This is a genomic window from Sphingomonas sp. GW821-FHT10F09, assembly GCF_058809195.1.
The window spans coordinates 1,314,533-1,339,013 of sequence record NZ_JBXASI010000001.1 but is presented as its reverse complement, the minus strand read 5'-3'; the positions used below and the strand labels follow the sequence as shown (position 1 = coordinate 1,339,013).

The following is a 24,481-nucleotide window of genomic DNA, read 5'->3' as shown; positions in this document are numbered from 1 at the left end:
ATGCACGCTGGCGATGTCGTCATGGATGGTGACGGCCGCATATCCGGGATGATCGCGGGCGACGTGATCGTGAAGTCGGGCTGCGACGTCCGCATCAGCGGCATGATCGCCGGCGACGTCATCGTCGAACCGGATGCCAGCGTCCGCATCACCGGCATGGTATCCGGCCGGATCATCGATCACGGCGGCCGGATCCGCGTCTCCGGCATGGTCCGCGGCTGACGCCACCCGATGGCGGCGAGGCTAGGCGGCTAGGCCTCGATCGGCATAGGAAGCATCGCCCCGCAGCGCCCTGACGACCAACGTCGATTGGCCAGGCGTTATCCTACAGCCGGATGACGGCGTAGCACCGGTCGCCACGCCCCTTCTCATCGCTGCCACCCCGATCATCGCCAAAAACGAAACGACAGGCCCGGATCGTTTCCGTCATGGTGTTCATGTCGTCTATGTTGCGGACGCCGCCACGCGCTGCTGTGCCAGCACCTCATAGGCCATCACCGCCGTCGCCACCGCGGCGTTCAGGCTGTCCGCCTTCCCCAGCATCGGGATCTTGACCAGCAGATCGCAGGCCTCGGCATAGTCCGCCGGCATGCCCTGCGCCTCGTTCCCGGTCAGCAGGAACGTCGGCGCCTCGTAGTTTGCGCTTCGATAATCGTGCTCCGTATCGAGGCTCAGCCCCACCAGCTGCCCCGGCCCCTGCCGCAGCCAGGCGAGGAAGGGCGCCCATTCGCTCTTCACCACCGGGATCGTGAACAGCGCGCCCATGCTTGCGCGCACCGCCTCGACCGAAAAGGGATCGACGCATTCGCCGATCAGGATCAGCCCGCCCGCGCCGACCGCATCGGCGGTGCGCAGGATCGTGCCGAGGTTGCCGGGATCGCGCAGCCGTTCCGCGACCAGCCAGATGCCGGCCGTCGACCGGTCGAGGTCGTCCAGCCCGGCGTCGAATTCGTCGAACACGCCGACCACCGCCTGCGGATTGTCCTTCCCCGACAGCTTGGACAGGATATCGGGCGTCGTCTGGATCGATTCGCCGCCCGCCAACTCGACATCGATCGACAGCGCGTGGACCAGCGGATGGTCGGCATTGCCCGCGGCATAGAAGAGGATGCTCGGCAGCCGCCCGGTATCGCGCGCCTCGGTCAGGATGCGCAGCCCCTCCGCCATGAACTGGCGCGCGCCGCGGCGATGCTTCTTGTCGCGCAACTCGCGCGCATATTTGACGAGCGGGTTCGAAAAGGCGGTGATTTCACGGGGCATGATCGCTTGGCCTTCGCGCCAGCCGCAGGCGGACGCAAGGCCAAAACGATCCGACCGGCCGGCGTCGTTCGGCCGGCGGTACGTACCGCGATCAATCCTCGCCGAATTTCGCCTCGACCAGTTCGACCAGCGCACCCACCGCCGCCTCGGCGCCGTCGCCCGTCGCGCTGATCGTGATCTCGTCGCCCTTCGCCGCGCCGAGCATCATCAGCCCCATGATCGACGTGCCGGTGACCGCACCGTCATCCTTGCGGACCTGCACCTCGCACGGCTGGCTGGAGGCGAGGGTGACGAACTTGGCACTCGCCCGCGCATGCAGGCCGCGCTTGTTGGTGATGAGCACCGTGCGCGCGATCTCGCTCACGCCGCCGCCTCGCCCAGAACCTCGGACGCGACTGAGATATATTTCCGCCCGGCCTCGCGCGCCGCCGCGACCGCCTCGACCACCCGCATCGCCTTGCGCGCCGATCCGAGACGGATCAGCATCGGCAGGTTCATCCCCGCGATCACCTCGACCCGGCCGCGCTCCATCAGCGAGATGGCGAGGTTGGACGGCGTGCCGCCGAACAGGTCGGTCAGCACGATCACACCCCGTCCGCCGTCGACCGCGGCGATCGCCGCGGCGATGTCGGCGCGGCGCTCCTCCATGTCGTCGTCGGGACCGATGGAAATCGTCGCGATCCGCTCCTGCGGGCCGACGACATGGACCATCGCGGTCACGAACTCTTCGGCGAGCCGTCCGTGCGTCACCAGAACGAGGCCAATCATCTCAGATACGTTACTCATTTGCTGGCCGGCGGCCCCTCGAGCGAGTCCTGCGGCGCGGCCCCCAGGTCGCGATGCGTGATGGTGGGCGAAAAACCCGCTGCGCGCAACCGCGTACCCAGATGCTCCGCAACATGGACCGACCGGTGTCTCCCTCCGGTACAGCCGATCGCGACGCTGACGTAGGATTTCCCCTCCGCGCGATAGCGCGGGATCAGCAGTTCGAGCAGCGCGCCGATCTGTTCCATCGCCGCCGGATAGGCCGGATCCCCGGCGACATAGGCGGCGACCTCCGGGTCCAGCCCCGTGCCCGGCCGCAGTGCCGCGTCCCAATGCGGATTGCGCAGGAATCGCATGTCGAACACCAGATCAGCGTTGCGCGGCAGGCCGCGCGCGAAGCCGAACGACTGGATCGACAGCACCGGCGCATCGCGGCCCGATGCCGGAAACGTCGTGCGGATCTGTTGCGCCAGCGCGTTGGCGTTGAGATCCGTGGTGTCGATCAGCCGGTTCGCCCAATCGCGCAGCGGGCGCAGCAGCTCGCGTTCGCGGGCGATGCCGTCCTGGGCCGGGCGGTCGGGCGCGAGCGGATGCCGGCGCCGCGTTTCGGAATAACGACGCTCCAGCTCGGCACCCGAACAGTCGAGGAACAGCATGCCGACGTCGAGGCCGTGGACCGACCGCAGCGTGCGGATGCGCTCGACGATCCGCTCCGGCACGAAATCGCGCGTCTGCGTGCCGATGCCGATCGCGAGCGGTTGCGATTCGTCCGAACGCCCCGCCGACAGCGGCGCCTCGAGCAGCCGGTCGAGCAGCACCAGCGGCAGGTTGTCGACGACCTCCCACCCCAGATCCTCCAGCGTCTTCAGTACGGTCGACTTGCCGGCCCCCGATAGGCCGGTGACGAGCAGGATGTCCTTGGTCATGCCGACGCCTTCATGCCGGGGTGGCGCCGGGCTGGCGCAACGCCCATTCGATCTTGAGCGGCGTGGAGGCATGGAAGGCCTCGAACGCCATCTCGCGCACGACGACGCCGGCAAGGCGGCGCTGGCGCCGTTCGGGCATCCGCATCGGCTCGACGCCGAGCCGCACGATCAGCGCGACCGGCACGTCCTCGACATGGTTCATCGTGACGATCCCGAGCCCGCGCACCTCGATCTGCCCGCGGATCGTGCCGGGCGCGCGGGCCAGAAGCTGCCCGTCCCTGCGCACCAGCAGGGTCTGGTCGTCGCTGACCAGCACCGCGCCGCGATCGATCAGGCGCAGCGCGAGGTCGGACTTGCCCGTCCCCGACTGGCCCTCGAGCAGCACGGCACGACCGTCGATCGCCACGCTGGTCGCGTAGAGGGTTTCCGATGAGAGAGTGGCCATGGCTCCGTACCGTCTAGGGGCCGTCGGCAAGCGGCAGTCGGACGACGAAGCGCGCCCCGCTCAGCCGATCCTCGCGCGATTCGACGGCGATGCTGCCCTGATGCGCCTCGACGATGGTTCGCGCAATGGCGAGGCCGAGGCCGGAATGCTGGCCGAACGCCTCGCTCTCGGGACGGATCGACTGGAAACGGCGGAAGATCGCCTCGCGCGCCTCCTCCGGCACACCCGGCCCCTCGTCCTCGATCCGGACGACGATATCGCCGCCCTCTCGCCCGACGGCGATCGCGATCAGCCCTTCGTCCGGCGAAAAGGACAGCGCGTTGTCGATCAGGTTTTCGAACACCCGTTCCAGCCGCGCGCCCTCGCCGACGGTGACCAGCGCGCCGCCCTGATGGTCGAAGCGTAACCGCACGCCGCGCTCGACCTCGCGCGCGATCCGCTGGCCGACCAGCGCATCGATCATCGCCGCGACGTCGAGCGGCTCGAACTTGGCGCGGCTCAATTGCGCGTCGAGGCGGGAGGCTTCGGAGATGTCGGTAATCAGCCGGTCGAGCCGATGGACGTCGTCGCGGACGACCGCCAGCAGCCGCGCCTGCAATTCCGGATCCCTGACCGCGCCCAGCCCCTCCACCGCCGACCGCAGCGAGGCGAGGGGGTTCTTCATCTCATGCGTCACATCGGCGGCGAACGCCTCGGTCGCGTCGATCCGCGCCCGCAGCGCGAGGCTCATGTCCGACAGCGCGCGCGCGAGACTGCCGATCTCGTCGCGACGCGAGGGCAGGCGCGGCACCACCACTTCTCGCGCGCGACCGAGCCGGACGCGCACCGCCGCCCGCGCGAGGCGCCGCAGCGGCCGCACGATCGTCCGCGCAAGGAACAGCGACAGCAGCACCGACACGATCGTCACGACCAGCAGCACGAGGCTGAGCCGGAATCGCTCGATCCGCACCGTCTGCGTGATGTCGCGCGCGTTGACCGTCGTCATCACCACCCCGCCGGGCAGCGGCGCCGCCGCGGTGATGACCGGGGTGCGGTCCGGCGCCCGCCACACGCTCGCCGAGGGGCGGCGTTGCCGCCAGGCGGCGGCGACGTCGGGCCATTGCCGCCCGTCCTTGCGCTCGCGGTAGAGCGGCGGACGCTCGGCGCCGACGACCGTGTCGATTCCGGCATCGAGGAAACGCGCGACCGTCTGGTCCCATTGCTGCTTGTCGGGGTCGAGCAGGACGGCGTTGTACATTCCCAGAGCGCGACTATCGACCACCGTCCGCCCGTCGGCGGCGAACACCCGCAGCCGCGCGCCGGTATCGTCGGCGAGCCGCGCGATTAGGTCGTCGCGCTGGTCGGCGCGGACCATCGCCAGCGCCTCCCCGATCAGCCGCGCCTCGCGGCTCGCCTGCGCGACGCGCCCGTCGACGATCCGGCTGCGGTAGGAATCGAGGTAGAAGAAGCCGCCGGCGAGCAGGAGCAGCGCGAAGATGTTGACCGCGAGGATACGCCGCGTGAGCGAAATCTGCCCCGACCAGCGCAGCGCTAGGTCGGCGCCCTCCAGCCGCGGTTCACTCCTCGGAGAATCGGTAGCCGGCGCCATACAATGTCTCGATCGAATCGAAGGTCGGGTCGACTTGCCGGAACTTGCGGCGCAGGCGCTTGATGTGGCTGTCGATCGTGCGGTCGTCGACATAGATGTCGTCGTGATAGGCGGCATCCATCAGCTGGTTGCGCGTCTTCACGATGCCGGGCCGCTGCGCCAGCGTTTCGAGAATCAGGAATTCGGTGACGGTCAGTGTCACCGGTTCGTCGCCCCAGGCCGTCCGATGCCGCGCCGGGTCCATCGACAGGCGCCCGCGCACCAGCGGCCCCGCCCCGGCGGCATCGCTTTCCTCGACAGGCGAGGCGGCGAGTTCGGTCCGGCGCAGGATCGCCCGGATTCGCGCGATCAGCAGGCGCTGGCTGAACGGCTTGGCGATGTAATCGTCGGCGCCCATCGCGAGGCCGAGCGCCTCGTCCAGTTCGTCGTCCTTGCTGGTCAGGAAGATGACCGGAATCTGGCTCTTCTCGCGCAATCGGCGCAGCAGCTCCAGCCCGTCCATCCGCGGCATCTTGATGTCGAATATCGCCAGATCGGGCGGATTGTCGGTGAGCGCCTTCAGCGCCGTCTCGCCATCCGAATAGACGCGGGTCAGAAACCCCTCGGTCTGGAGGGCGATCGAAACGGATGTCAGGATGTTGCGGTCATCGTCGACCAGCGCAATCGTCGCCGTCATGCGGGGAAAAGCCTCAGGCCCATGATCGCCCCGCGGTAGGGCAAAGCGGGCGCCGGCTCAACCGCCCGTCGACCGCGGTACCATGGGTTGCCGCCCGGGCGGTTTGACGGCCGCAGCCGTGCCGCTTATGCCGGCCACATCGCCGGCGTACGTGCAGACCCTCCCCAGGATGCGTGCGTAAGGCCGTAACATTGGGAGGATGTTTGTGAACGAGCGCATTCCGCACGCCGGACTGGCCGCGCAGGGTATCGAGACCCGCGCCGATCTGCACTGGAATCTGGTCACAGCTCGGCTGGTCGAGGCCGCGGTCACACGTGGCGAGGGCAAGCTGTCCGCCGATGGGCCGCTGGTCGTCGAAACGGGCCAGCACACCGGCCGCTCCGCGCAGGACAAGTTCATCGTCCGCGATGCCGGGACCGAGGATACCGTCTGGTGGGGCAAGTCCAACAAGGGGATGAGCCCGGCGCATTTCGCTGCGCTGAAGGCCGATGTCCTCGGCGCCCTCCGCGACCGGGAGCATCTGTTCGTCCAGGACCTGTACGGCGGATCGCAGCCGGAGAACCGCGTCCGGGTACGCGTCATCAACGAACTCGCCTGGCACAACCTGTTCATCCGCACGATGCTCGTCCGCCCCGAGGAGCATGAGCTCGCCGGGTTCGAGCCGGAATATACGATCATCGACCTGCCGAGCTTCCGCGCCGATTCCGCCCGGCACGGCACCCGCAGCGAAACGGTGATCGCGGTCAATTTCACGGAGAAGCTGATCCTGATCGGCGGCACCAAATATGCCGGCGAGATGAAGAAGTCGGTGTTCGGCCTGCTCAACTATCTGCTGCCGACCACCGGCGTGATGCCGATGCATTGCTCGGCCAATATGGGCGCGGACGGATCGACTGCGGTGTTCTTCGGCCTGTCGGGTACCGGCAAGACGACGCTGAGCGCCGACGCCAGCCGCACGCTGATCGGAGACGACGAGCATGGCTGGTCCGACACCGCCGTCTTCAACTTCGAGGGCGGCTGCTACGCCAAGATGATCCGCCTCTCCCGCGATGCCGAGCCTGAGATATTCGCGACCACCAAGCGCTTCGGCACCGTGCTTGAGAACGTCGTGATGGACCCGATCACCCGCCAGCTTGACCTCGACGACAACAGCCTCGCCGAAAACAGCCGCGGTGCCTATCCGATCGACTTCATACCGAATGCCTCCGCGCAGAACATAGGCGGGGTGCCGAGGAACATCGTGATGCTCACCGCGGATGCTTATGGCGTGCTGCCGCCGATCGCGCTGCTGACGCCGGATCAGGCGATGTACCATTTCCTGTCCGGCTATACCGCGCGCGTTGCCGGCACCGAGATCGGCGTCACCGAACCGGACGCGACCTTCTCCACCTGCTTCGGCGCGCCGTTCATGCCGCGCCATCCGTCGATCTACGGCAATTTGCTCAAGGAGCGGATCGCGAAAGGCGGCGTCCATTGCTGGCTGGTCAACACCGGCTGGACCGGCGGCAAATACGGCACCGGCAACCGCATGCCGATCAAGGCGACGCGTGCACTGCTCAACGCCGTGCTCGACGGCAGCCTGCAGGATGCCGAATTCCGCACCGATCCCAATTTCGGCTTCGCGGTGCCCGTGGCGGTGCCGGGCGTCGATCCCGCGATCCTCGACCCGCGCGAAACCTGGGCGGATCGTGCTGATTACGACGCGACCGCGGCGAAGCTCGTCGATCTGTTCGTGGAGAATTTCGCGCAGTTCGCCGAGCATGTCGACGAGGGCGTGCGACAATCCGCGCCCCGCGTCGCCGAAACCGCCTGACCCCACCCAGTCATGACCGGGCGCCGAAGAGGCCCCTGTCATGCCGTTTCCCCGATCCGCTTCTTCCTCTACGACCGCCGACATCGCGGCGAGTGGTGGGGGGGGGGCTGCTCGCCGCCACCCTGCCGCCCGCGGCATGGAAGCACGAGGCGCATCTGGCCGCAGCGCCTGGCTGATCCGGATGTGCGGGCGTTTGTGTCGGCGCGGCCGCCGGACGAGCCGCTGGTCGATACGGTGAACGCGCTACTGGCCGCGCCATGCGGCGCGCGGGCTTGGCCGCTGCGCACCTATACGCGCGAACGGCTGACGTCGGTCGCGGCGCGACGGACCTATCTTGCCCCGTGACTGTCACGCCAGCATCGCACGATCGACCCCGCCGCGTCACAATGCGGGCGCAAGTCGCCGCCGACGGGCAACGGGGCAACGGACGATGACGGGCGAGACGCAGAAGGCGGTGGCCGCCGCGATGCAGCGGCACGGGCAATTGTCGAAACAGGGGCTGCTGGAACGCGCCTTCACCTGGGCGTTTCGCGGGCTCGTCTATGCGCAAATCTGGGAGGATCCGGTCGTCGACATGGCGGCGCTGGCGATCACGCCCGACTGCCATGTCGTGACGATCGCTTCGGGCGGGTGCAACGCGCTCTCCTATCTCACCGCCAATCCGGATGCGATCACCGCGGTCGACCTCAACACCGCGCATATCGCGCTCGGGACGCTGAAGCTCGCCGCGGCGCGGCACCTGCCGGATCACGCGAGCTTCCTGCGCTTCTTCGGCAATGCGGCGAGCCGCGACAATCTGCATGCCTATCAGCGCCATATCCGGCCGCACATCGGCGAACCAACCCGCCGATATTGGGAGGGTCGCGACCTGATCGGCCGGCGCCGGATCAGCGTGTTCGCGCACGGCGTCCACAAGCGTGGCCTGCTGGGCCGCTTCATCGGCGCGGCGCATCTGCTGGCGCGGCTGCATGGCGTCGACCCACGTCTGCTTCTGGAGGCGCAGACGCTGGAGGAACAGCGGATCATCTTTGAACGCGACGTCGCGCCGGTGTTCGACCGGGGCCTCGTCAAATGGCTGACCGATCAGCCCGCATCGCTGTTCGGGCTCGGCATTCCGCCCGCGCAATTCGATGCGCTCGCCGGTGACGGGCGGATGGCCGACGTGCTGCGCCAGCGGCTGGAAAAGCTCGCTTGCGATTTCCACCTCACCGACAATTACTTCGCCTGGCAGGCATTCGGCCGGCGCTATGGCGAGGGGCCATCCGCACCGCTGCCGCCCTATCTGCAGGCGCAGCATTATGCGTCGGTGGTGAACCGGATTGACCGGATCGTGCTGATGCACGCCAACCTCACCGATCATCTGGCGACGCTGCCGGTCGCATCGTGCGACCGCTACGTGCTGCTCGACGCGCAGGACTGGATGACCGACGCGCAACTGGAGGCGCTGTGGACACAGATTACCCGCACCGCCCGACCCGGCTCGCGCATCCTGTTCCGGACGGCAGGGGAGGCGGACATCATTCCCGGCCGTATCCCCGACGCGATCCTGTCGCGCTGGCGCTATCAGGCTGAGGCCTCGCGCGCGTTCACCGCGCGAGATCGCTCCGCCATCTACGGCGGGGTCCACCTCTACATCCTCGCGGAGGCGTGAGGTGGATCACGCCGCCCGCATGGACCGCATCTATGGCGTGCAGCGTCATATCTACGATCTCACCCGCAAATATTATCTGTTCGGTCGCGATCGCCTGATCGACGAGCTGGACGTGCGTCGCGGCGATACGGTGCTGGAGATCGGCTGCGGCACCGGCCGCAACCTGATCCGCGCGGCACGGGCGTGGCCGGAGGCGCGCTTTTACGGCCTTGACATCTCCGAAGCGATGCTCGCAACCGCACGCGCGAAGATTGCGGCGGCCGGGTTGTCGGACCGGATCATGCTCGCGCAGGGCGATGCGGCCGGGTTCGACGCGGTTGCGCTATTCGGATCGGCGCGGTTCGATCGCGTTCTGTTCAGTTACACGCTGTCGATGATCCCGCCATGGCGCGCGGCGCTGGCGCAGGGTCTGGCGATCACCGCCGACACCGGCCGCATGACGATCGTCGATTTCGGTACCCAGTCCGGATGGCCGCTGGTCTGGCGGAGATCATTCCTCGCCTGGCTCAACCGGTTCGGGGTGAGGCCGCGGGGCGATATGGGAATGGAAATCGCCGGGCTGGCAGATCGTCATAATCGCCGCGGGGAGACGGAAATCCTGTGGAACGGTTATGCGTGCAAGGCCGTGGTCTACTGATCGACGCGGTACAGCCTCAGCGGTCGACCAGCCCAGTCGCCGGCATCGGCCCGTCGCCCCGCTGGAAGAATTGCTCGACGATATCGCGTGCCAGCCGTGCCGGCTTCAGCGTTTCCGCATCGAGGCAGCACCAGCTCGACTTGACCTCGGCGAGCACCTCTTCGCCACGGCGGATGACGGTGTCGTAGAAGGCGCGCGCGCCCTGCACCTTCTCGAGCAGCACCGTCGCGATCACGTCGTCGCCGAGGAAGGTCGGCTTGCGATAGGTGATTTCATGCTTCAGCGCGACCCAGAGGTGCGCCGTCACTGCCTCGGCCGGCGCCAGCTTCTGCCAGTGGCTGACCACCGCATCCTGCACCCACTTCAGATAGCTGGCGTTGTTGACGTGCCCCATGAAGTCGATGTCGGCCGGATCGATGCCGATCGGATATTGGTGGGGGATACTCTGCGTCACACCATGCAATATAGCATGTCGGGCGTCGTCTGGCACCTGCCAAGCGGCGATAGAAATCATTTAGCCGTCGATCGGCTCGACCACGACCAGCCCGCCGCGCACCGCGACAATCCGCACGCGGTCGCCAGCCGCGGCGGCCGGGCCATCGGCGGGCCAGGACCCGTCGCCGATCCGCACCCGGCCACCGTTCGCATCGATCGCGACATCGACGACGACGGTCTGGCCGATCATTCGCGCTGCCCGGTCGTTGAGCTGCGGATCGCTGCTGGCGACGGGAAAGTCGACGTACCAGCGCCGGCCGACCGCTACCGTCACCACGCTCCACACCGCAAAGGCGGCGATCTGCGCCTCCACCGGCATATCCGGTACCACCAGCACCGCCAGCCCCACCACCGCAGCAGCGATGGCGAGGAACACCGCAAAGACGCCGGGGATCAGCAGTTCGGCGATGCCGAGCGCCAGCGCGGCGATCAGCCACGCACCGCCCGCCCCGCCGATCGCATCCAGCGTCACGTCTGCGGCAGCTCGAACGGCCCGCGCTTCGCGTCCGGCTTGGGCGACGACGGGGCAGGGGCCTTGCCGAGCGCGTCCTTGGCGAGTTCGCCGATCCCGCCCAACGTGCCGATCAACTGCGTCGCCTCGACCGGGAAGAGGATCGTCTTGGCATTGGGGCTGGTCGCGAACTTGCCGATCGCCTCGACGTACTTCTGCGCGATGAAATAGTTGATCGCCTGCGTACCGCCGCGCTCGATCGCCTCGGACACGACCAGCGTCGCCTTGGCCTCCGCCTCGGCGGCACGCTCGCGCGCTTCCGAATCGCGGAAGGCGGATTCCTTGCGCCCTTCCGATTCGAGAATGCGCGCCTGCTTCTGGCCCTCGGCGCGCAGGATCTCCGACGCGCGCGTGCCCTCGGCCTCTAGGATGTTGGCGCGCTTCTCGCGCTCCGCCTTCATCTGGCGGCCCATCGCGGTGACGATGTCGGCAGGCGGGCGGATGTCCTTGATCTCGACGCGGGTGATCTTGACGCCCCACGGCACCGTCGCGTGATCGACCACCGACAGCAGCCGCGCGTTGATCTCGTCACGCTTCGACAGCGTCTCGTCGAGGTCCATCGACCCCATCACCGTGCGCAGGTTCGTCGTCGTCAGCTGGAGCAGCGCGACATACAGGTCCGACACCTCATAGGCGGCCTTGGGCGCATCGAGCACCTGGAAGAAGACGACGCCGTCGGTGGAGACGATCGCATTGTCCTTGGTGATGATCTCCTGACCCGGGATGTCGATCACCTGCTCCATCATGTTCACCTTGCGGCCGACGCGATAGAAGAAGGCGGGGTAGAAGTTGAAGCCCGGACTCGCGGTGGTGGTGTAGCGGCCGAAATGCTCGATCGTATATTGATAGCCCTGCCGGACGATCTTGATGCTGGTGAACAGGTAGAACAGCACCAGAAGCAAGGCGAATGCAGCGATCGTGATACCCATATGGCCTCCGCCGGCACGATTCCCCCGTGCCGTCATGGGTGCATAGCACACCCGCAGCGCCGACACAGCGCGTCCGCCCTCTAGCGCTCGCGCCGCACTGCGGTTACATGGCCCGCCACTTCTCCCCTCCCACGAGGAACGGCAACTTGAATATCCGGCTCGGCCTCACCTTCGACGACGTCCTGCTCGTACCAGCCGAGTCCGACATCCTGCCGAGCACCGCCGACACGCGCACGCAGCTGACGCGCGGCATCGCGCTGAATATCCCCATCCTTTCCTCGGCCATGGACACCGTTACCGAGGCGGACATGGCGATCGTGATGGCGCAGCTGGGTGGCATCGGCGTGCTGCATCGCAACCTGTCAATCGAGGAGCAGGTCGCCGCGGTGCGTCAGGTCAAGCGCTTCGAGTCGGGCATGGTGGTCAACCCGATCACGATCGCGCCGACCGCGACTCTGGCCGAGGCGCAGGCGCTGATGGCGCATCACAAGATCAGTGGCATCCCGGTGGTGGAGAGCGACGGCAAGCTGGTCGGCATCCTCACCAACCGCGACGTCCGCTTCGCCGGCAACCCCAAGCAGCCGGTCGCAGAACTGATGACGCACGATGATCTCGCCACCGTCTCGACCGACGTCGGGCAGGAGGAGGCGCGCGTGCTGCTCCACCAGCGCCGGATCGAGAAACTGCTGGTCGTCGACGATGCCTATCGCTGCGTCGGTCTCATCACCGTCAAGGATATCGAGAAGGCGGTGACCTATCCCACCGCGACCAAGGATGCCGCCGGCCGCCTGCGCGTCGCATCGGCGACGACGGTCGGCGACAAGGGGTTCGAGCGGACCGAGGCGCTGGTCGATGCCGAATGCGACCTGATCGTCATCGATACCGCGCACGGCCACAACCGCGATGTCGCAAGGGCGGTCGAGCGGGTCAAGAAGCTCAGCAATTCGGTGCAGGTCGTCGCCGGCAACGTCGCGACCGGCGAGGCGACGCGTGCGCTGATCGATGCAGGGGCGGACGGGATCAAGGTCGGTATCGGCCCCGGATCGATCTGCACCACCCGTGTCGTCGCCGGCGTCGGCGTGCCGCAGCTGACCGCGGTGATGGACTGCGCCGAGGCTGCGGCGAAGCATGGCGTTCCGGTCATCGCCGACGGCGGGCTGCGTACTTCGGGCGATCTCGCCAAGGCCCTGGCCGCGGGCGCATCGACCTGCATGGTCGGCTCGCTGCTCGCCGGCACCGAAGAGGCGCCGGGCGAGACGTTCCTGTATCAGGGCCGCGCCTACAAATCCTATCGCGGCATGGGCTCGGTCGGCGCGATGGGTCGCGGTTCGGCGGATCGCTATTTCCAGGGCGATATCAAGGATCAGATGAAGCTGGTGCCGGAGGGGATCGAGGGGCAGGTCGCCTATAAGGGCCCTGCCAAGGACGTGATCCACCAGCTGGTCGGCGGTATCAAGGCGGCGATGGGCTATACCGGATCGGCGACCATCCCCGATCTCCAGAGCCGCGCGCAGTTCGTCCAGATCACCGGTGCCGGCCTCAAGGAAAGCCACGTCCACGACGTGACGATCACGCGCGAAGCCCCCAATTATCCGACCCGCTAGGTGACGCCCGCCGCGCGCACGCAGGCTGCGATCGAACTGCTCGACGAGGTGATTGCGGCCGCCCGCGGGGGCGGGGCCGCGGCCGACACGCTGATCGCGCGCTATTTCGCGACGCGGCGCTATGCCGGATCGAAGGACCGGCGCGCCGTGCGCGAACTGGTCTATGCCGCGATCCGGCGCGCCGGCGAGATACCCGCGTCGGGTCGGGCCGCGATGCTCTCGGTCGCCGCCGACGATGGTGACGTCGCGACGACCTTCGACGGGTCCACCCATGGCCCGGCGCCGATCGCGCCGGACGAAGCGATCGCCGCCGGCGGGGTCGTGCCCGCATGGCTCGCAGAGGCGCTCGGCCGGTCGGACATCGCCCCCGATCAGCAGGCGGCGCTGATCGAGCGCGCACCGCTCGACGTCCGCATCAACCGGCTGGCGGCCGACACGGCGGCGATCGAGGCACTCGGCGGTGTCGCCATCGCCGGCCTTGCCGATGCGCTCCGGCTGCCGTCCGGGACCAATGTCGATCCGCTCGCCGGGCAAATCGAGGTACAGGACGCCGGCAGCCAGATCGTCAGCCTCGCCGCCCGCGCCGTACCCGGTCAAGCGGTCGTCGACCTGTGCGCCGGCGGCGGCGGCAAGACGCTCGCGCTCGCCGCAGCGATGGCGAACGAGGGACGCATCCTTGCCGCCGATATCGATCGCGGCCGACTGTCCCGGCTGGCGCCGCGGGCGGCCCGCGCCGGCGTCACGATCGTCGAGACGCGACTGCTCGATCCCCAGCGCGAAGCCGATGCGTTGAGCGACTGGAATGCGCTCGCCGATTGCGTGCTGATCGATGCGCCCTGTTCGGGCACCGGCACGTGGCGCCGCAATCCCGAGGCGCGGTGGCGGCTCACCCCCGACCGGCTAACCCGGTTCGTCGCACAGCAGCGCCATGTGCTGGCCATCGGCGCGCCGCTGGTCCGCCCTGGCGGCGTGCTGATCTATATCGTCTGCTCGCTGCTCGATGCCGAGGGGGCGGAGCAGGTGGATGCGTTCCTCGCCGACCACCCCGGCTGGGTCGCCGAACCGCTCGACTTGCCCGCAGGCAATGCGCGGGGGCAGGGCCTACGCCTCGATCCGCTGCACCACGGCACCGACGGCTTTTTTGTCGCGCGCCTGATAAGGCCCTGCTAATCCTCGCTGCGATGCCCCGAGTGGAGACCTTCATGCGCGTTACGTCCGTCGCCATCGCCGCAGCACTGACGCTGGTATGCGTCTCCACCTCGTTGAGCGGCCAGCGACCCGACACCCAGATCGATGCCCGCTCGCTGCAACTGCTGGCGGAGGGGCGTGCCGCGCGTGCGGCGGGCAATCTCGATGGCGCGACCGACCTGCTCGAAACCGCGCTGGCGGTCGATCCGCGCAACCGTCAGGCGTTCGTCACGCTCGCCGAGGTGGCGGAGACCCGCGGCCTGCCCGGCAAGGCGATCCGCCTCTATCGCGAGGCGCTGACGCTGGAGCCGAACGACGTGGCCGCTTTGCGCGGGCAGGGCGAAGCGCTGGTCGCCAAGGGTGCCGTCGCAGTCGCCAAAGGCAATCTCGCCAAGATCCGCACGCTCTGCAAGGCGGGTTGCCCCGAGGCGAACCAGCTGGCGGCGGTGATCGCCAAGGGGCCGCCGGTCACGACCGCGCAAGCCGACACGAAGGCGCCGGAGACGAAGCCGGTCGTGAAGGAATAGCGGTCGCCTCATCGGCGTTCTCAGGAACGAGCGTCCGATACAGCCGGTCGCCTATCGATGCCCCACGTCGCGCGCCAGGGCGACGAATTCGGCGACGCTGACCGTTTCCGCTCGCCGCGTCGCATCCACCCCGATCCGCGCCAAAGCGTCGAGCGCGCCCGGCACCCCCTTCAGGCTCTGGCGCAGCATCTTGCGGCGTTGGCCGAAGGCTGCGGCGGTGATCCGCTCCAGCACCCGCACGTCGACGCCCTCCGGCGCCTCGCCCGGCACGATATGGACCACCGCCGACATCACCTTCGGCGGCGGCGTGAAGGCCGAACGGTGCACCGGCATCGCGATCCGGGCCGACGAGCGCCACTGGCTCAGCACCGCCAGCCGGCCATAGGCATCGTCTCCGGCGGAGGCGACGATCCGATCCGCGACCTCCTTCTGGAACATCAGCGTGCAGGATTGCCACCACGGCTGCCATGACGACGTCAGCCAGCCGACGAGCAATGCGGTGCCGACGTTATAGGGCAGGTTCGACACGATATGCGGTCGCCCCGAAAACAGCGCCGGCGCGTCCACAGCGAGCGCGTCGCCCTCGATGACGTGGAGCTTGCCGGGATAGGCATCGCCCAGTTCCGCGAGAGCGGGGATGCAGCGCCGGTCGCGTTCGATCGCGGTCACCTGCGCCCCCGCCGCCAGCAGCGCGCGGGTCAGCCCGCCGGGCCCCGGTCCCACCTCCAGCACCTCGGCGCCATGCAGATCGCCCGGCACCGCCGCGATCCGTGCCAGCAGCTGCCCGTCGAACAGGAAGTTCTGCCCCAGCGCCTTGCTGGCGTTGAGTCCGTGTTTCGCGATCACCTCGCGCAGCGGCGGCAGCGCGCCGCCCACGGGAGCCACGCTCATGCCGCGGCGCGGCGGTCCGCCGCCTGACCCGCCATCGCGATCGCCGCGATCATCGCGCCGGGGTGGGCCCGATCCTGGCCGGCGATGCCGAAGGCGGTGCCGTGATCGGGCGACGTGCGCACGATCGGCAGGCCCAGCGTGATATTGACGCCCTCGTCGAAGTGCAGCGTCTTGATCGGGACGAGCGCCTGGTCGTGATAGCAGCACAGCACCGCATCATAGCCGGCCCGCGCGCGGGCATGGAACAGCGTGTCGGCGGCGAAGGGGCCGGTCGCGTCGATGCCCTCGGCGCGGAGCTGGGCGATCGCGGGCGCGATCAGGTCGATCTCTTCCCGGCCGATCGCACCACCCTCGCCGGCGTGCGGGTTGAGGCCGGCGAAGGCGAGGCGCGGCGCGGCGATGCCGAAATCGCGGCGCAGGCCCGATGCGGTCGCGCGACCCTTCGCGACGATCAGCTCGATCGACAGCAGCGACGACACCTGTGCCAGCGGCACGTGCGCGGTGATCGGCACCACACGCAGTGACGGCCCCGCGAGCATCATCACCGCATCCTCCGCCGCCACGCCGCAGCGTTCGGCGACGAACTCAGTCTGGCCCGGCTGGTTGAAGCCGATGCCATAGAGCTGCGCCTTCGACACCGGTCCGGTCACCAGCGCATGGGCCGCCCCCGAGCGGACGAGATCGATCGACCGTTCGAGCGCCTGCAACGCCGCGCGTGCGCCGTGGATGTCCGGCTCGCCGGGCGTCACCGCGCCGGCATCCGTCACGCTGAGGACGGGCAGGGCGCGGTCGAACACCGCACCCGCGTCATCGAGGCTGTCGACCGCCTCGACCGGCCCGCTCCACACCCGTGTCACCACATCGATATCGCCCACCAAGGCGAAGGGCGGCAGGCTGCGCAGCGTCCGCACCGCCCAGCTCTTGGCGATGATCTCGGGCCCGATCCCGGCGGGATCGCCCATCGGGATCGCGAGCGGGGCGGCGAGGCTCATGTCAGCGATACTCGATCACCGCGTCGCGACGCAGATCGCGCAGCTTGCTCTGCGCGCGCAGATTAACGCGCTGCTGTTCGAGCTGTCCCTGGATCTGCGCGGCGCCCGGCACCGCCGATTGCTGCGGATCGTCGCGGCCGCACAGCACCAGCGCGCGGACGCCCTCGGTCGGCGAACCGAACGGCGGGGTCGACTGGCCGACCTGCAGCTTCACCATGATCTCCTGCAACGGCACCGGCAGATCGCGGATGCGGATCGAATCGTTGTCGACCACCTCGGCATTGATCGTCGCGGCGACCTTTTCCACCGTGCCGCAGCCCTGGATCGACTGGACCGTCTTGGCGAAGGTCGCGGCGCGCGCCTGTGCCTGCGCCTGCGTCGTGCCGGCGGGGAATTGCACGGTCAGCTGCTTCAGGCTGAGCTTGGCGTCGCGCGGATCGGCGGCACCGATGGTGCGCTTGTCGGTGAGGTACAGGATCGAAAAGCCGCCCGGCGTCTCGATCGGACCCGCGACCTGGCCGACCTGCATCTGCGTCGCCGCATCGGCGAGCGGCTGCGGCAGCGTCACCAGCCGGATCCAGCCGAGATCGCCACCGACGCCGCGCGTCGAGGCTTCGGAATAATTGCGCGCGAACAGTTCGAACGGCTGCTGCGCCTTCTGGATCTCACCAATGATCTGCTTGGCCTTGGCGAACACCTCCGCCCGGTTGCCATCGTTGGCACTCAGGTAGATTTCGCGAAGGTTGTACTCTTCGGTCCCGCGCGACGCCTCGATCCGCTTCTGGATCGCGGTGACCTCCTCCTCGCCGACATTGACGAACGGCTCGATCTTCTTGCGCAGATAGCGGCTCCAGACCAGCTCGCCCTCGATCGCGCGGCGCAGCGAACGCTCGGACGATCCCGCCTTGCGCAGGGCGACGCGCAGCTGCGGCACGGTCATGTTGAACCGCTTGGCGAGACCCGCCTCGCTCTGGTCGAGCTCGGCCGCCGAGATCGTGACGTCGGCGGTCTTCGCCTCCTGGATCTGCAGCGTCTCGTCGATCAGCTGACGCAGGATCTGGAGCTTGAACTCGTCCATCTGCTCGGGCGCCGGCGCGCGGCCGCCGTTGTTGAACACGGTGAGCGCCAGCCGCTGGTCGACGTCGGTGCCGGTGATGACCGTATCGTTGACGATCGCGGTCGGCTTGCGGACGTTGGGATCGAGTTTGCCGAAGATCTGAAGGTTGGTGGGGATGTTGAGGTTGGTTTCCGGGACCTGGTTGTCGCGCACCGTCTGCGCCACCGCACCGGTGCCGAAAGCCGCCAAGGCGACCCAGCCCGACAGGCGTGCGATGCGGGCGTTGCGTCGAATGTTGTGCGTCACGTTGTTCCGTTACCCCAAAGCTCGGGCGCGCACGACGGAGCGCCCTCTTGTCCCGGTCTTGCCCCGATCCAGCTGAACTGCGGCTTAGCGACCGAGATTGGTCAACGCCAGCGTCAACAGGAAGCTGTTACCCGAGCGCGCGTCGCCGGTGTCCTGGTAATCGCGGCGCCACGTCGCACCCAGCCGGATGCAATCGTCCTCATATTGCACGCCCAGCCGGTGGCGGATCGGATCGAACCCGTCGGACAGCGACAGCGGGTCCTCGCTGCGGTCGGTGAGGTCGAACACCGCGGAGCCGAACACCGACCAGAAGCGCGCGAACTGTACCCGTCCGGCGACGCGCGCCTCCTCGCGATCCTGCAGATCCTCGAAGGCGGGGAAGATGTTGCGGTTGAGCCGGAGATAGCCCGCCAGGATATAGGTGGAGCGCGAGCCGACCGTGGCGTCGATCTCGTTACGGCGAACCGCGAACCCGTCCTTGTCGAGGCGATAGCGGTGGGTGAGGGAGACGAAGTCGCGCACCCGCAACGTCGTGCGGCCGACGTAATCGGAAAAGCGATCGCTCAGCCCGGTGCCGTCGGGCAGGATCGTCGGCCGCGTCGACAGGCGATAGCTCTGGCCGATCACCGTATCCAGCGTCATGCCCGGCAGAGCCAGCGCCCATTCGGCGCCATAGGTGACGCGGCTGCTATCCTCGAACCGGTCGTAGCCGGCGAAGCGATTGAGCGCGAACAGGTTCGAATCCTCGAGGTCGACCGCGCGCGCGTCCTCGTTCGGCACGTCGAGGTTGGCGATCTTCGGCGACGCGACGATCTGGACCCGCGGGGTCAGTCGCTGCGTGCCGCCCAGGAACTGCCCGATGAATGGCCATTTGACGTCGGCCGCCAGCGCGCCGATCGCGCGTGTCTGGAATCCCTCGTTGCCGCGATAGCTGACGATCGAGGTCAGCAGCGAATCGTTGGTGTTATAGGCGTCGGCGCGACCATAGGCGGTCAGCGTCACCTCCTGGCCCCAATTGGTCAGGCGGCGCAGATCCCATTGTCCCGCTACGAAGGCGCGCTGCGTATCCTGACCCGCCGTCCGGGTGATCGCCAGCGTGTTCGCCTGCAATTGCAACTTGCCGCCGCCGAGATCGATCCGTTTGCGGAAATCGAGCTGCGGCAGAGCGATCGGCTGGTTGCCCTGCGGGTCGTTGACCCGCAACGTCTGCACGTACCAGCCGGTCAGCGCGAAATAGGTGTTGGGATCGATCCGCTCCAGCGCCGCGGTCGTGCGCAGCCGGTCGTCGCGCGAGATGTCGTAGCGGCGCAGGAAGGTGCGATCGCTGGCGATGCGGGCCGATCCGCTGATGCTCCAATAGGGCGACAGCTGATAGCGGGCGATACCGTCGATATAGCCGCGGAAGGCACGTTCGGTGTCGGTCGGCGTGATCGTGTTGAGGTCGTCGCTCCGCCGGCTCTCGGTGCCATAGGCGGTGACCCGGAACGCGCCATGCGTGCCGAGCGCCTCGTACCGCGCCTCCATCATCGGCAGCACGCGGGTGAAGATGTGCGGGGTCAGCGTCAGCCCCTTGTTGGGCGCCAGCCGGAAATAATACGGCGTCACGAACTCCAGCCCGTTGACCCGGTCGAGCTGGAAATCGGGCGCGAGCAATCCGCTCTCCGACCCCTTGCCGACCGGCATCGAAAAGGCGGGCAGCGGCAGCGCGGGCAGCCCGAACAGGTGGAACTGGCCGCCGCCGAAGAAGACGCGCTCGCGTTCCGGGCGATAGGTGATGCGCACCGCCGTGATCTTCCACGACGGTTCCTTGGGGCAGCCGTCCGACGTCGACACCGCGCACGGCGTATAGGCAGCCTTGTCGAGCTGCATCGTCCCGTCGGGCAGGCGCGTGCCGCGCTCCGCCGCCATCCGTCCGCCCTGTTCGAGCACGACGAGCATGTTGTCGACCATGCCGTCCTTCAGCGAATCGGTCAGCTCGATCGAATCGCCGTAGGCGACGTCGCCCTGCGGGTTGGTCACCGCGATATTGCCGGTCGCGACGACCTGGCCCGTTTTGCGGTTCCAGACGACCTTGTCTGCGCGCAGGCGGTCGCCCTGCCGGAACATGCGGACCTCGCTCAGCGCGGTGACGATATCGGTGTTGGTGTCATATTCCAGGCTGCCGGCGCTGAACTGCACCTGATCGTCGGCTGCCGGGGCGGTGATCGCCGGATCGCTCGCCGCGGGCGGTGCCACCGGGCGGTTCTGCAGATCCTGCGCCGCGGCGGGCATGGCGAACAAAACCGCGGCGATCGCCGTCGCTGACGCACAGCCGGCCAGAAGGTCGAAACGCAACACGATGATTCGAACACCCTTTCGGCGTGACCGGTGCCGCCCTGAACGGCACCCCACTCTTCCCGCCTATCGCATCACCGGCGCGCCGCCGCAATCGTTGTGCTTCGGCCCCCGGAACCCTAGATCGCTTGCCTGTCTTTCAGTTCAGGAAGTCCCGTTTCATGCACATCGCCTTTTCCCCCACCGCCGCCACCGCGCCCGCGATCCTCGCGCTGCCGGTGGAAAAGGATCTCGCCGGCCGCGCCGGCTGGCCTGGCGTCGGGGAACGGCATCAGGCGCAGGCAAGTGCCGCAGCCCGTGCCGCCCGTTTCGACGGGGAGGCCGGCGCGATCGTCGAGCTGTTCCTGACCGAGGGCGACGGCGCGTCGCACGCACTGCTGGTCGGCGTCGGCTCCGGCGGCGAGGCGGACTGGGAGAAGGCGGGCGGCGCGCTGGTCGCGAAGCTGCTGCGGTCGGGGGCGACCGAACTGACCGCCGATCTGTCCGCGGCAAGCCCGACACCGAAGGCCGCGGCACGCTTCGCCGGAGCCGCCGCCCAGCGCGCGTGGCGGTACGACCAGTATCGTACCACCTTGCCCGAGAAGCAGAAGGCGACGCTCGCTTCGTTCACCATCGTCGGCGCACCCGAGGGTGCCGATGCGGCATGGGCCGATCAGGACGCGCTGACCAAGGGGCTGGAGCTGACCCGCAACCTCGTCGCGGCACCGCCCAACATCCTCTATCCGGAGAGCTTCGTCGAGCAGGTCCGCAAGGACGTCGAGGGCCTCGGCCTCGAGATCGTGGTCGTCGACGAGGCGGAGATGGCCCGCCACGGCATGGGCGCGCTGCTCGGCGTCAGCCAGGGTTCGGTGCGCGAGGCGCGCATCCTCGCGCTCAAGTGGAACGGGGCGGGCGAGGGCGACCCCTCGCTGGCGCTGGTCGGCAAGGGCGTCACCTTCGACACCGGCGGTATCTCGCTGAAGCCGGGCGCGGGCATGGAGGACATGAAGTGGGACATGGGCGGCGCCGGTGCCGTCGCCGGCACGATGAAGGCGCTCGCCGGCCGCAAGGCGAAGGTCAACGTCGTCGGCGTCATGGGCCTCGTCGAGAACATGCCCGACGGCAATGCACAGCGCCCAGGTGATGTCGTGACGTCGATGTCCGGCCAGACGATCGAGATCCTCAACACCGATGCCGAGGGCCGGCTGGTGCTCGCCGATGCGATCACCTGGACGCAGAAAACGTTCCGGCCGAAGACGATCATCGACCTCGCCACGCTGACCGGCGCAATGATCGTCAGCCTCGGCAACGAATATGGCGGCCTGTTCGCGAACGACGATGCGCTCGCCGACAAGCTGCTCGCCGCGGGCCTGGCGACCGGCGACAAATTGTGGCGCTTCCCGCTGTCGGACACCTACAACAAGCTGATCGACAGCCCGATCGCCGACATGAAGAACGTCGGCCCGCGTGGCGCCGGCTCGATCACCGCGGCGCAGTTCATCCAGCGCTATGTCGATGCGGGCGTGCAATGGGCCCACCTCGACATCGCCGGCATGGTGTGGAGCGACAAGCCGGGCGCGACCTATGACAAGGGCGCGACGGGCTATGGCGTCAAGCTGCTCGACCGGGTCATTGCCGAGCATTTCGAGGGCTGACGGCCACTGGAGTCGACCGGCATGGCGCGCTACCACGGTGCCATGCAGGTCGACTTCTATCATCTCACCGCCACCCCGCTCGATCGCGCGCTGCCGCAGATCGCCGCGAAGGTGGTGGAGAGCGGTGCGCGCCTGCTGATCGTCAGCGCCCGCGACGAGCAGCGCGCGGACCTCGACCGCCTGTTGTGGACCTATCGCCCCGACAGCTTCCTGCCGCACGCGCAGGCCGGGGCCGGCGACGACGCGCTCCAGCCGATCCTCATCGCCCCGGACGTGCGCCCGGCCAATCAGGCCCGCCACGTCGCACTGGTTGACGGCGAATGGCGCGACGGAGCGCTCGATTTCGATCGCGCCTTCCACTTCTTCGAAGACAGCCACATCCAACCGGCGCGTCAAGCATGGCGCGACCTCGGCGCACGCGAGGGCGTCGAGCGCCGCTACTGGAAACAGAATGACGCCGGCCGCTGGGAGCAAGCCGCCTGAGCGCGCCGCGCCGTCCGAACCGGTTGCAAAGGCAGTCACCCCCGACTAGGGCGGCGCCACTTCAAAACCTGCCACAAAACCACAGGAGCCCGTGACCATCATGGCCGCGAACCGTACCTTTTCGATCATCAAGCCCGATGCCACCCGCCGCAACCTGACCGGTGCGGTCACCAAGATGCTCGAGGAGGCCGGCCTGCGCGTCGTCGCTTCGAAGCGCATCCAGATGACCCGCGACCAGGCCGAGGGCTTCTACGACGTGCATCGCGAGCGCCCGTTCTTCAACGACCTCGTCGAATTCATGATCTCGGGTCCGGTCGTCGTGCAGGTGCTCGAGGGCGAGAATGCGATGCAGCGCAACCGCGACATCATGGGCGCGACCAACCCGGCGAACGCAGAGCCCGGCACGATCCGCAAGGAACTCGCCGAATCGATCGAGGCGAACACCGTCCACGGTTCGGATTCGGACGAGAATGCCGAGATCGAGATCGCCTATTTCTTCCAGCCGAACGAAATCGTCGGCTGATGACCATGTGGCGGCTGCGGCGTGCGTCCCCTGCGGATGCGCCCGCGGTCGCGCTGGTGGCGGGGGCAAGCTTCCTCGACACCTTCGCGGGTATATTGGCCGGCGCCGACATCGTCGCGCACGTCACCCGCAATAGCTCGGCGGCGCAATTCGCCGCCTGGAGCATCGATCCCGACAGCGTCGTGACGCTCGCCGAACATCCCGATGGTGGAGCGCCGGTCGGCTATACGCTGCTGACGGATCCGGAATTCCCGATCCCCGTTGGCGCGGGCGATATCGAATTGCGCCGTATCTATACGCTGCCGCTGGCGCAGGGCACCGGTCTCGGCAAGCTGCTGATGACACGGGCGATCGGCGATGCCCGCGCAATGGGGCGGAGCCGGTTGCTGCTCGGCGTGCTTGGCCGCAATGCCCGGGCAAGGGCGTTCTACGAGCGGCAGGGCTTTGTGATCGCCGGCCGCCGCCAATATCGGGTCGGCGCGACGCTGTGCGACGACTTCATCTACGCTTTGCCGCTGTAGGCGATGCCCCTCCCTCCGCGGGAGAGAGGGGCCTGATACGGGTTACGCGGCCGGCTTGAACGTGCCGTCGTCGTCCATGACGTGCAGCACGCCGTCGGCGATCGCGAAATAGGCGCCGCGCAGCTTCAGCGAGCCGGCCTCGACGCGCTCGGCGACGAACGGGAAGGTCATGAGGTTCTTGAGGCTGACGCGCACCGCCTCATGCTCCATCTCGGTCTTCGCTTCGGGGCTGTCGCCGAACTCCGCCTTCACCTTGTCGCGTGCTTCGTCGAGCAGGCCGACCCAGTCGGAGATGAACCCGCCTGCGCCATGCTCGGCATTGGCGAACCCGCCGGACAGCGCCGCTGCGCAACCGCCGCACGAGCCGTGGCCGAGCACGACGACTTCCGGCACCTCGAGCTGCGTCACCGCGAATTCGATCGCCGCGGAGACGCCGTGATAGCCCTTCGACGTCTCATAGGGCGGCACCAGATTGGCGACGTTGCGCACCGCGAAGATCTCGCCCGGCGCCACGTCGAAAATCTGCATCGGGTCGACGCGGCTGTCCGAACAGGCGATCACCATGACCTTGGGGCTCTGGCCGCGGCCGAGCTCTTCCCAGCGCTCGCGCTGTTCAATCCAGCTTTGCTCGCGGAACCGGCCATAGCCCTTAACCATGTCGGAAAAATCGGTCATGCGTCCTCCAGAATCGTGTCGATTTGGGTGCATAACGCATGTCGGCGATG

At 68.0% G+C, this 24,481-nt stretch carries 27 protein-coding genes; 12 read left to right on the top strand and 15 right to left on the bottom strand.

The features are described 5' to 3' along the window. Window positions 1–222, top strand: coding sequence for a hypothetical protein (locus AC1RTO_RS06300; RefSeq protein WP_493159993.1), 222 nt, complete (start codon window positions 1–3; stop codon window positions 220–222). 222 nt (window positions 223–444) lie between these two features. Here the strand turns inward: AC1RTO_RS06300 and AC1RTO_RS06295 are convergent, their stop codons facing one another. From AC1RTO_RS06295 to AC1RTO_RS06265, 7 genes are all read right to left on the bottom strand, one after another. Further along, window positions 445–1,260: a TrmH family RNA methyltransferase gene (locus tag AC1RTO_RS06295; RefSeq protein WP_493159992.1), complete on the bottom strand. Its 816-nt coding sequence runs from the start codon at window positions 1,258–1,260 to the stop codon at window positions 445–447. Between the two features lie 91 nt (window positions 1,261–1,351). Beyond that, the gene (locus tag AC1RTO_RS06290) at window positions 1,352–1,624 is read right to left on the bottom strand and encodes an HPr family phosphocarrier protein (RefSeq protein WP_293873838.1); all 273 of its coding nucleotides are present in this window, start codon (window positions 1,622–1,624) and stop codon (window positions 1,352–1,354) included. Continuing rightward, on the bottom strand, window positions 1,621–2,028 hold the full coding sequence (locus AC1RTO_RS06285; RefSeq protein ID WP_293873835.1) for a PTS sugar transporter subunit IIA: 408 nt from the start codon (window positions 2,026–2,028) through the stop codon (window positions 1,621–1,623). Before AC1RTO_RS06285 ends, AC1RTO_RS06290 begins: the two co-directional genes overlap by 4 nt. 14 nt (window positions 2,029–2,042) lie before the next feature. After that, the gene (rapZ, locus tag AC1RTO_RS06280; RefSeq protein ID WP_493159991.1) at window positions 2,043–2,951 is read right to left on the bottom strand and encodes an RNase adapter RapZ; all 909 of its coding nucleotides are present in this window, start codon (window positions 2,949–2,951) and stop codon (window positions 2,043–2,045) included. Between the two features lie 10 nt (window positions 2,952–2,961). Beyond that, on the bottom strand, window positions 2,962–3,396 hold the full coding sequence (locus AC1RTO_RS06275; RefSeq protein WP_493159990.1) for an HPr kinase/phosphorylase: 435 nt from the start codon (window positions 3,394–3,396) through the stop codon (window positions 2,962–2,964). Window positions 3,397–3,409: 13 nt separating this feature from the next. Then, complete coding sequence (locus AC1RTO_RS06270) at window positions 3,410–4,984, bottom strand: sensor histidine kinase (RefSeq protein WP_493159989.1); 1,575 nt, start codon at window positions 4,982–4,984, stop codon at window positions 3,410–3,412. Then, window positions 4,953–5,660 (bottom strand): response regulator, encoded by a 708-nt coding sequence (locus AC1RTO_RS06265; RefSeq protein WP_493159988.1) that lies wholly within the window; start codon window positions 5,658–5,660, stop codon window positions 4,953–4,955. The genes AC1RTO_RS06270 and AC1RTO_RS06265 overlap by 32 nt, the downstream gene beginning before the upstream one ends. A 199-nt stretch (window positions 5,661–5,859) precedes the next feature. Here AC1RTO_RS06265 and AC1RTO_RS06260 point away from each other — a divergent pair, with 199 nt between their 5' ends. The 4 genes from AC1RTO_RS06260 to AC1RTO_RS06245 all read left to right on the top strand — a co-directional run bounded on the left by AC1RTO_RS06260 (window position 5,860) and on the right by AC1RTO_RS06245 (window position 9,761). Next, complete coding sequence (locus tag AC1RTO_RS06260; RefSeq protein WP_493159987.1) at window positions 5,860–7,473, top strand: phosphoenolpyruvate carboxykinase; 1,614 nt, start codon at window positions 5,860–5,862, stop codon at window positions 7,471–7,473. A 183-nt stretch (window positions 7,474–7,656) separates the two neighbouring features. Then, window positions 7,657–7,818 carry a hypothetical protein gene (locus tag AC1RTO_RS06255; RefSeq protein WP_493159986.1) on the top strand — a complete coding sequence of 54 codons (162 nt, stop codon included), beginning with the start codon at window positions 7,657–7,659 and terminating at the stop codon, window positions 7,816–7,818. 85 nt (window positions 7,819–7,903) lie between these two features. Continuing rightward, window positions 7,904–9,124, top strand: a complete 1,221-nt coding sequence (locus AC1RTO_RS06250) for a BtaA family protein (protein ID WP_493159985.1) — start codon at window positions 7,904–7,906, stop codon at window positions 9,122–9,124. Window positions 9,125–9,143: 19 nt separating this feature from the next. Continuing rightward, window positions 9,144–9,761, top strand: a complete 618-nt coding sequence (locus AC1RTO_RS06245; protein ID WP_493160348.1) for a class I SAM-dependent methyltransferase — start codon at window positions 9,144–9,146, stop codon at window positions 9,759–9,761. Between the two features lie 16 nt (window positions 9,762–9,777). On the opposite strand, the gene AC1RTO_RS06240 is transcribed toward AC1RTO_RS06245, so the two are convergent. From AC1RTO_RS06240 to AC1RTO_RS06230, 3 genes are read right to left on the bottom strand one after another with little or no spacing between them, the layout of a single operon-like run. Beyond that, window positions 9,778–10,215 carry an acyl-CoA thioesterase gene (locus AC1RTO_RS06240; protein WP_493159984.1) on the bottom strand — a complete coding sequence of 146 codons (438 nt, stop codon included), beginning with the start codon at window positions 10,213–10,215 and terminating at the stop codon, window positions 9,778–9,780. Window positions 10,216–10,275: 60 nt separating this feature from the next. After that, window positions 10,276–10,728: an NfeD family protein gene (locus AC1RTO_RS06235; protein ID WP_493159983.1), complete on the bottom strand. Its 453-nt coding sequence runs from the start codon at window positions 10,726–10,728 to the stop codon at window positions 10,276–10,278. Continuing rightward, window positions 10,725–11,696: an SPFH domain-containing protein gene (locus AC1RTO_RS06230; protein WP_493159982.1), complete on the bottom strand. Its 972-nt coding sequence runs from the start codon at window positions 11,694–11,696 to the stop codon at window positions 10,725–10,727. The genes AC1RTO_RS06235 and AC1RTO_RS06230 overlap by 4 nt, the downstream gene beginning before the upstream one ends. A 146-nt stretch (window positions 11,697–11,842) precedes the next feature. Between AC1RTO_RS06230 and guaB the strand changes: the two genes are divergently transcribed. Genes guaB through AC1RTO_RS06215 form a run of 3 tightly spaced genes read left to right on the top strand, consistent with a single transcriptional unit; the run spans window position 11,843 to window position 15,015 of the window. Further along, on the top strand, window positions 11,843–13,300 hold the full coding sequence (gene guaB, locus AC1RTO_RS06225; protein WP_493159981.1) for an IMP dehydrogenase: 1,458 nt from the start codon (window positions 11,843–11,845) through the stop codon (window positions 13,298–13,300). Then, window positions 13,301–14,470 carry an RsmB/NOP family class I SAM-dependent RNA methyltransferase gene (locus AC1RTO_RS06220; RefSeq protein WP_493159980.1) on the top strand — a complete coding sequence of 390 codons (1,170 nt, stop codon included), beginning with the start codon at window positions 13,301–13,303 and terminating at the stop codon, window positions 14,468–14,470. Between the two features lie 32 nt (window positions 14,471–14,502). Beyond that, window positions 14,503–15,015 carry a tetratricopeptide repeat protein gene (locus AC1RTO_RS06215; protein WP_493159979.1) on the top strand — a complete coding sequence of 171 codons (513 nt, stop codon included), beginning with the start codon at window positions 14,503–14,505 and terminating at the stop codon, window positions 15,013–15,015. 51 nt (window positions 15,016–15,066) lie between these two features. Here AC1RTO_RS06215 and rsmA read toward each other — a convergent pair whose 3' ends face one another. The 4 genes from rsmA to AC1RTO_RS06195 form a co-directional block, all read right to left on the bottom strand. Next, complete coding sequence (rsmA, locus tag AC1RTO_RS06210; protein WP_493159978.1) at window positions 15,067–15,906, bottom strand: 16S rRNA (adenine(1518)-N(6)/adenine(1519)-N(6))-dimethyltransferase RsmA; 840 nt, start codon at window positions 15,904–15,906, stop codon at window positions 15,067–15,069. Beyond that, window positions 15,903–16,898, bottom strand: a complete 996-nt coding sequence (gene pdxA / locus AC1RTO_RS06205) for a 4-hydroxythreonine-4-phosphate dehydrogenase PdxA (protein ID WP_493159977.1) — start codon at window positions 16,896–16,898, stop codon at window positions 15,903–15,905. The genes rsmA and pdxA overlap by 4 nt, the downstream gene beginning before the upstream one ends. Before the next feature lies 1 nt (window position 16,899). Then, window positions 16,900–18,261, bottom strand: coding sequence for a peptidylprolyl isomerase (locus AC1RTO_RS06200; RefSeq protein WP_493159976.1), 1,362 nt, complete (start codon window positions 18,259–18,261; stop codon window positions 16,900–16,902). A gap of 84 nt (window positions 18,262–18,345) precedes the next feature. Continuing rightward, window positions 18,346–20,598, bottom strand: a complete 2,253-nt coding sequence (locus tag AC1RTO_RS06195; RefSeq protein ID WP_493159975.1) for an LPS-assembly protein LptD — start codon at window positions 20,596–20,598, stop codon at window positions 18,346–18,348. A gap of 158 nt (window positions 20,599–20,756) precedes the next feature. Between AC1RTO_RS06195 and AC1RTO_RS06190 the strand changes: the two genes are divergently transcribed. From AC1RTO_RS06190 to AC1RTO_RS06175, 4 genes are all read left to right on the top strand, one after another. Beyond that, window positions 20,757–22,229: a leucyl aminopeptidase gene (locus tag AC1RTO_RS06190; RefSeq protein ID WP_493159974.1), complete on the top strand. Its 1,473-nt coding sequence runs from the start codon at window positions 20,757–20,759 to the stop codon at window positions 22,227–22,229. A gap of 42 nt (window positions 22,230–22,271) precedes the next feature. Beyond that, window positions 22,272–22,712 carry a DNA polymerase III subunit chi gene (locus tag AC1RTO_RS06185; RefSeq protein ID WP_493160347.1) on the top strand — a complete coding sequence of 147 codons (441 nt, stop codon included), beginning with the start codon at window positions 22,272–22,274 and terminating at the stop codon, window positions 22,710–22,712. Window positions 22,713–22,812: 100 nt separating this feature from the next. Further along, window positions 22,813–23,235, top strand: a complete 423-nt coding sequence (gene ndk, locus AC1RTO_RS06180) for a nucleoside-diphosphate kinase (protein ID WP_293877669.1) — start codon at window positions 22,813–22,815, stop codon at window positions 23,233–23,235. Next, window positions 23,235–23,756 carry a GNAT family N-acetyltransferase gene (locus AC1RTO_RS06175; protein ID WP_493159973.1) on the top strand — a complete coding sequence of 174 codons (522 nt, stop codon included), beginning with the start codon at window positions 23,235–23,237 and terminating at the stop codon, window positions 23,754–23,756. The genes ndk and AC1RTO_RS06175 overlap by 1 nt, the downstream gene beginning before the upstream one ends. A 42-nt stretch (window positions 23,757–23,798) precedes the next feature. Here AC1RTO_RS06175 and AC1RTO_RS06170 read toward each other — a convergent pair whose 3' ends face one another. Next, complete coding sequence (locus AC1RTO_RS06170) at window positions 23,799–24,431, bottom strand: carbonic anhydrase (RefSeq protein ID WP_293877584.1); 633 nt, start codon at window positions 24,429–24,431, stop codon at window positions 23,799–23,801. Window positions 24,432–24,481 lie beyond the last annotated feature (50 nt).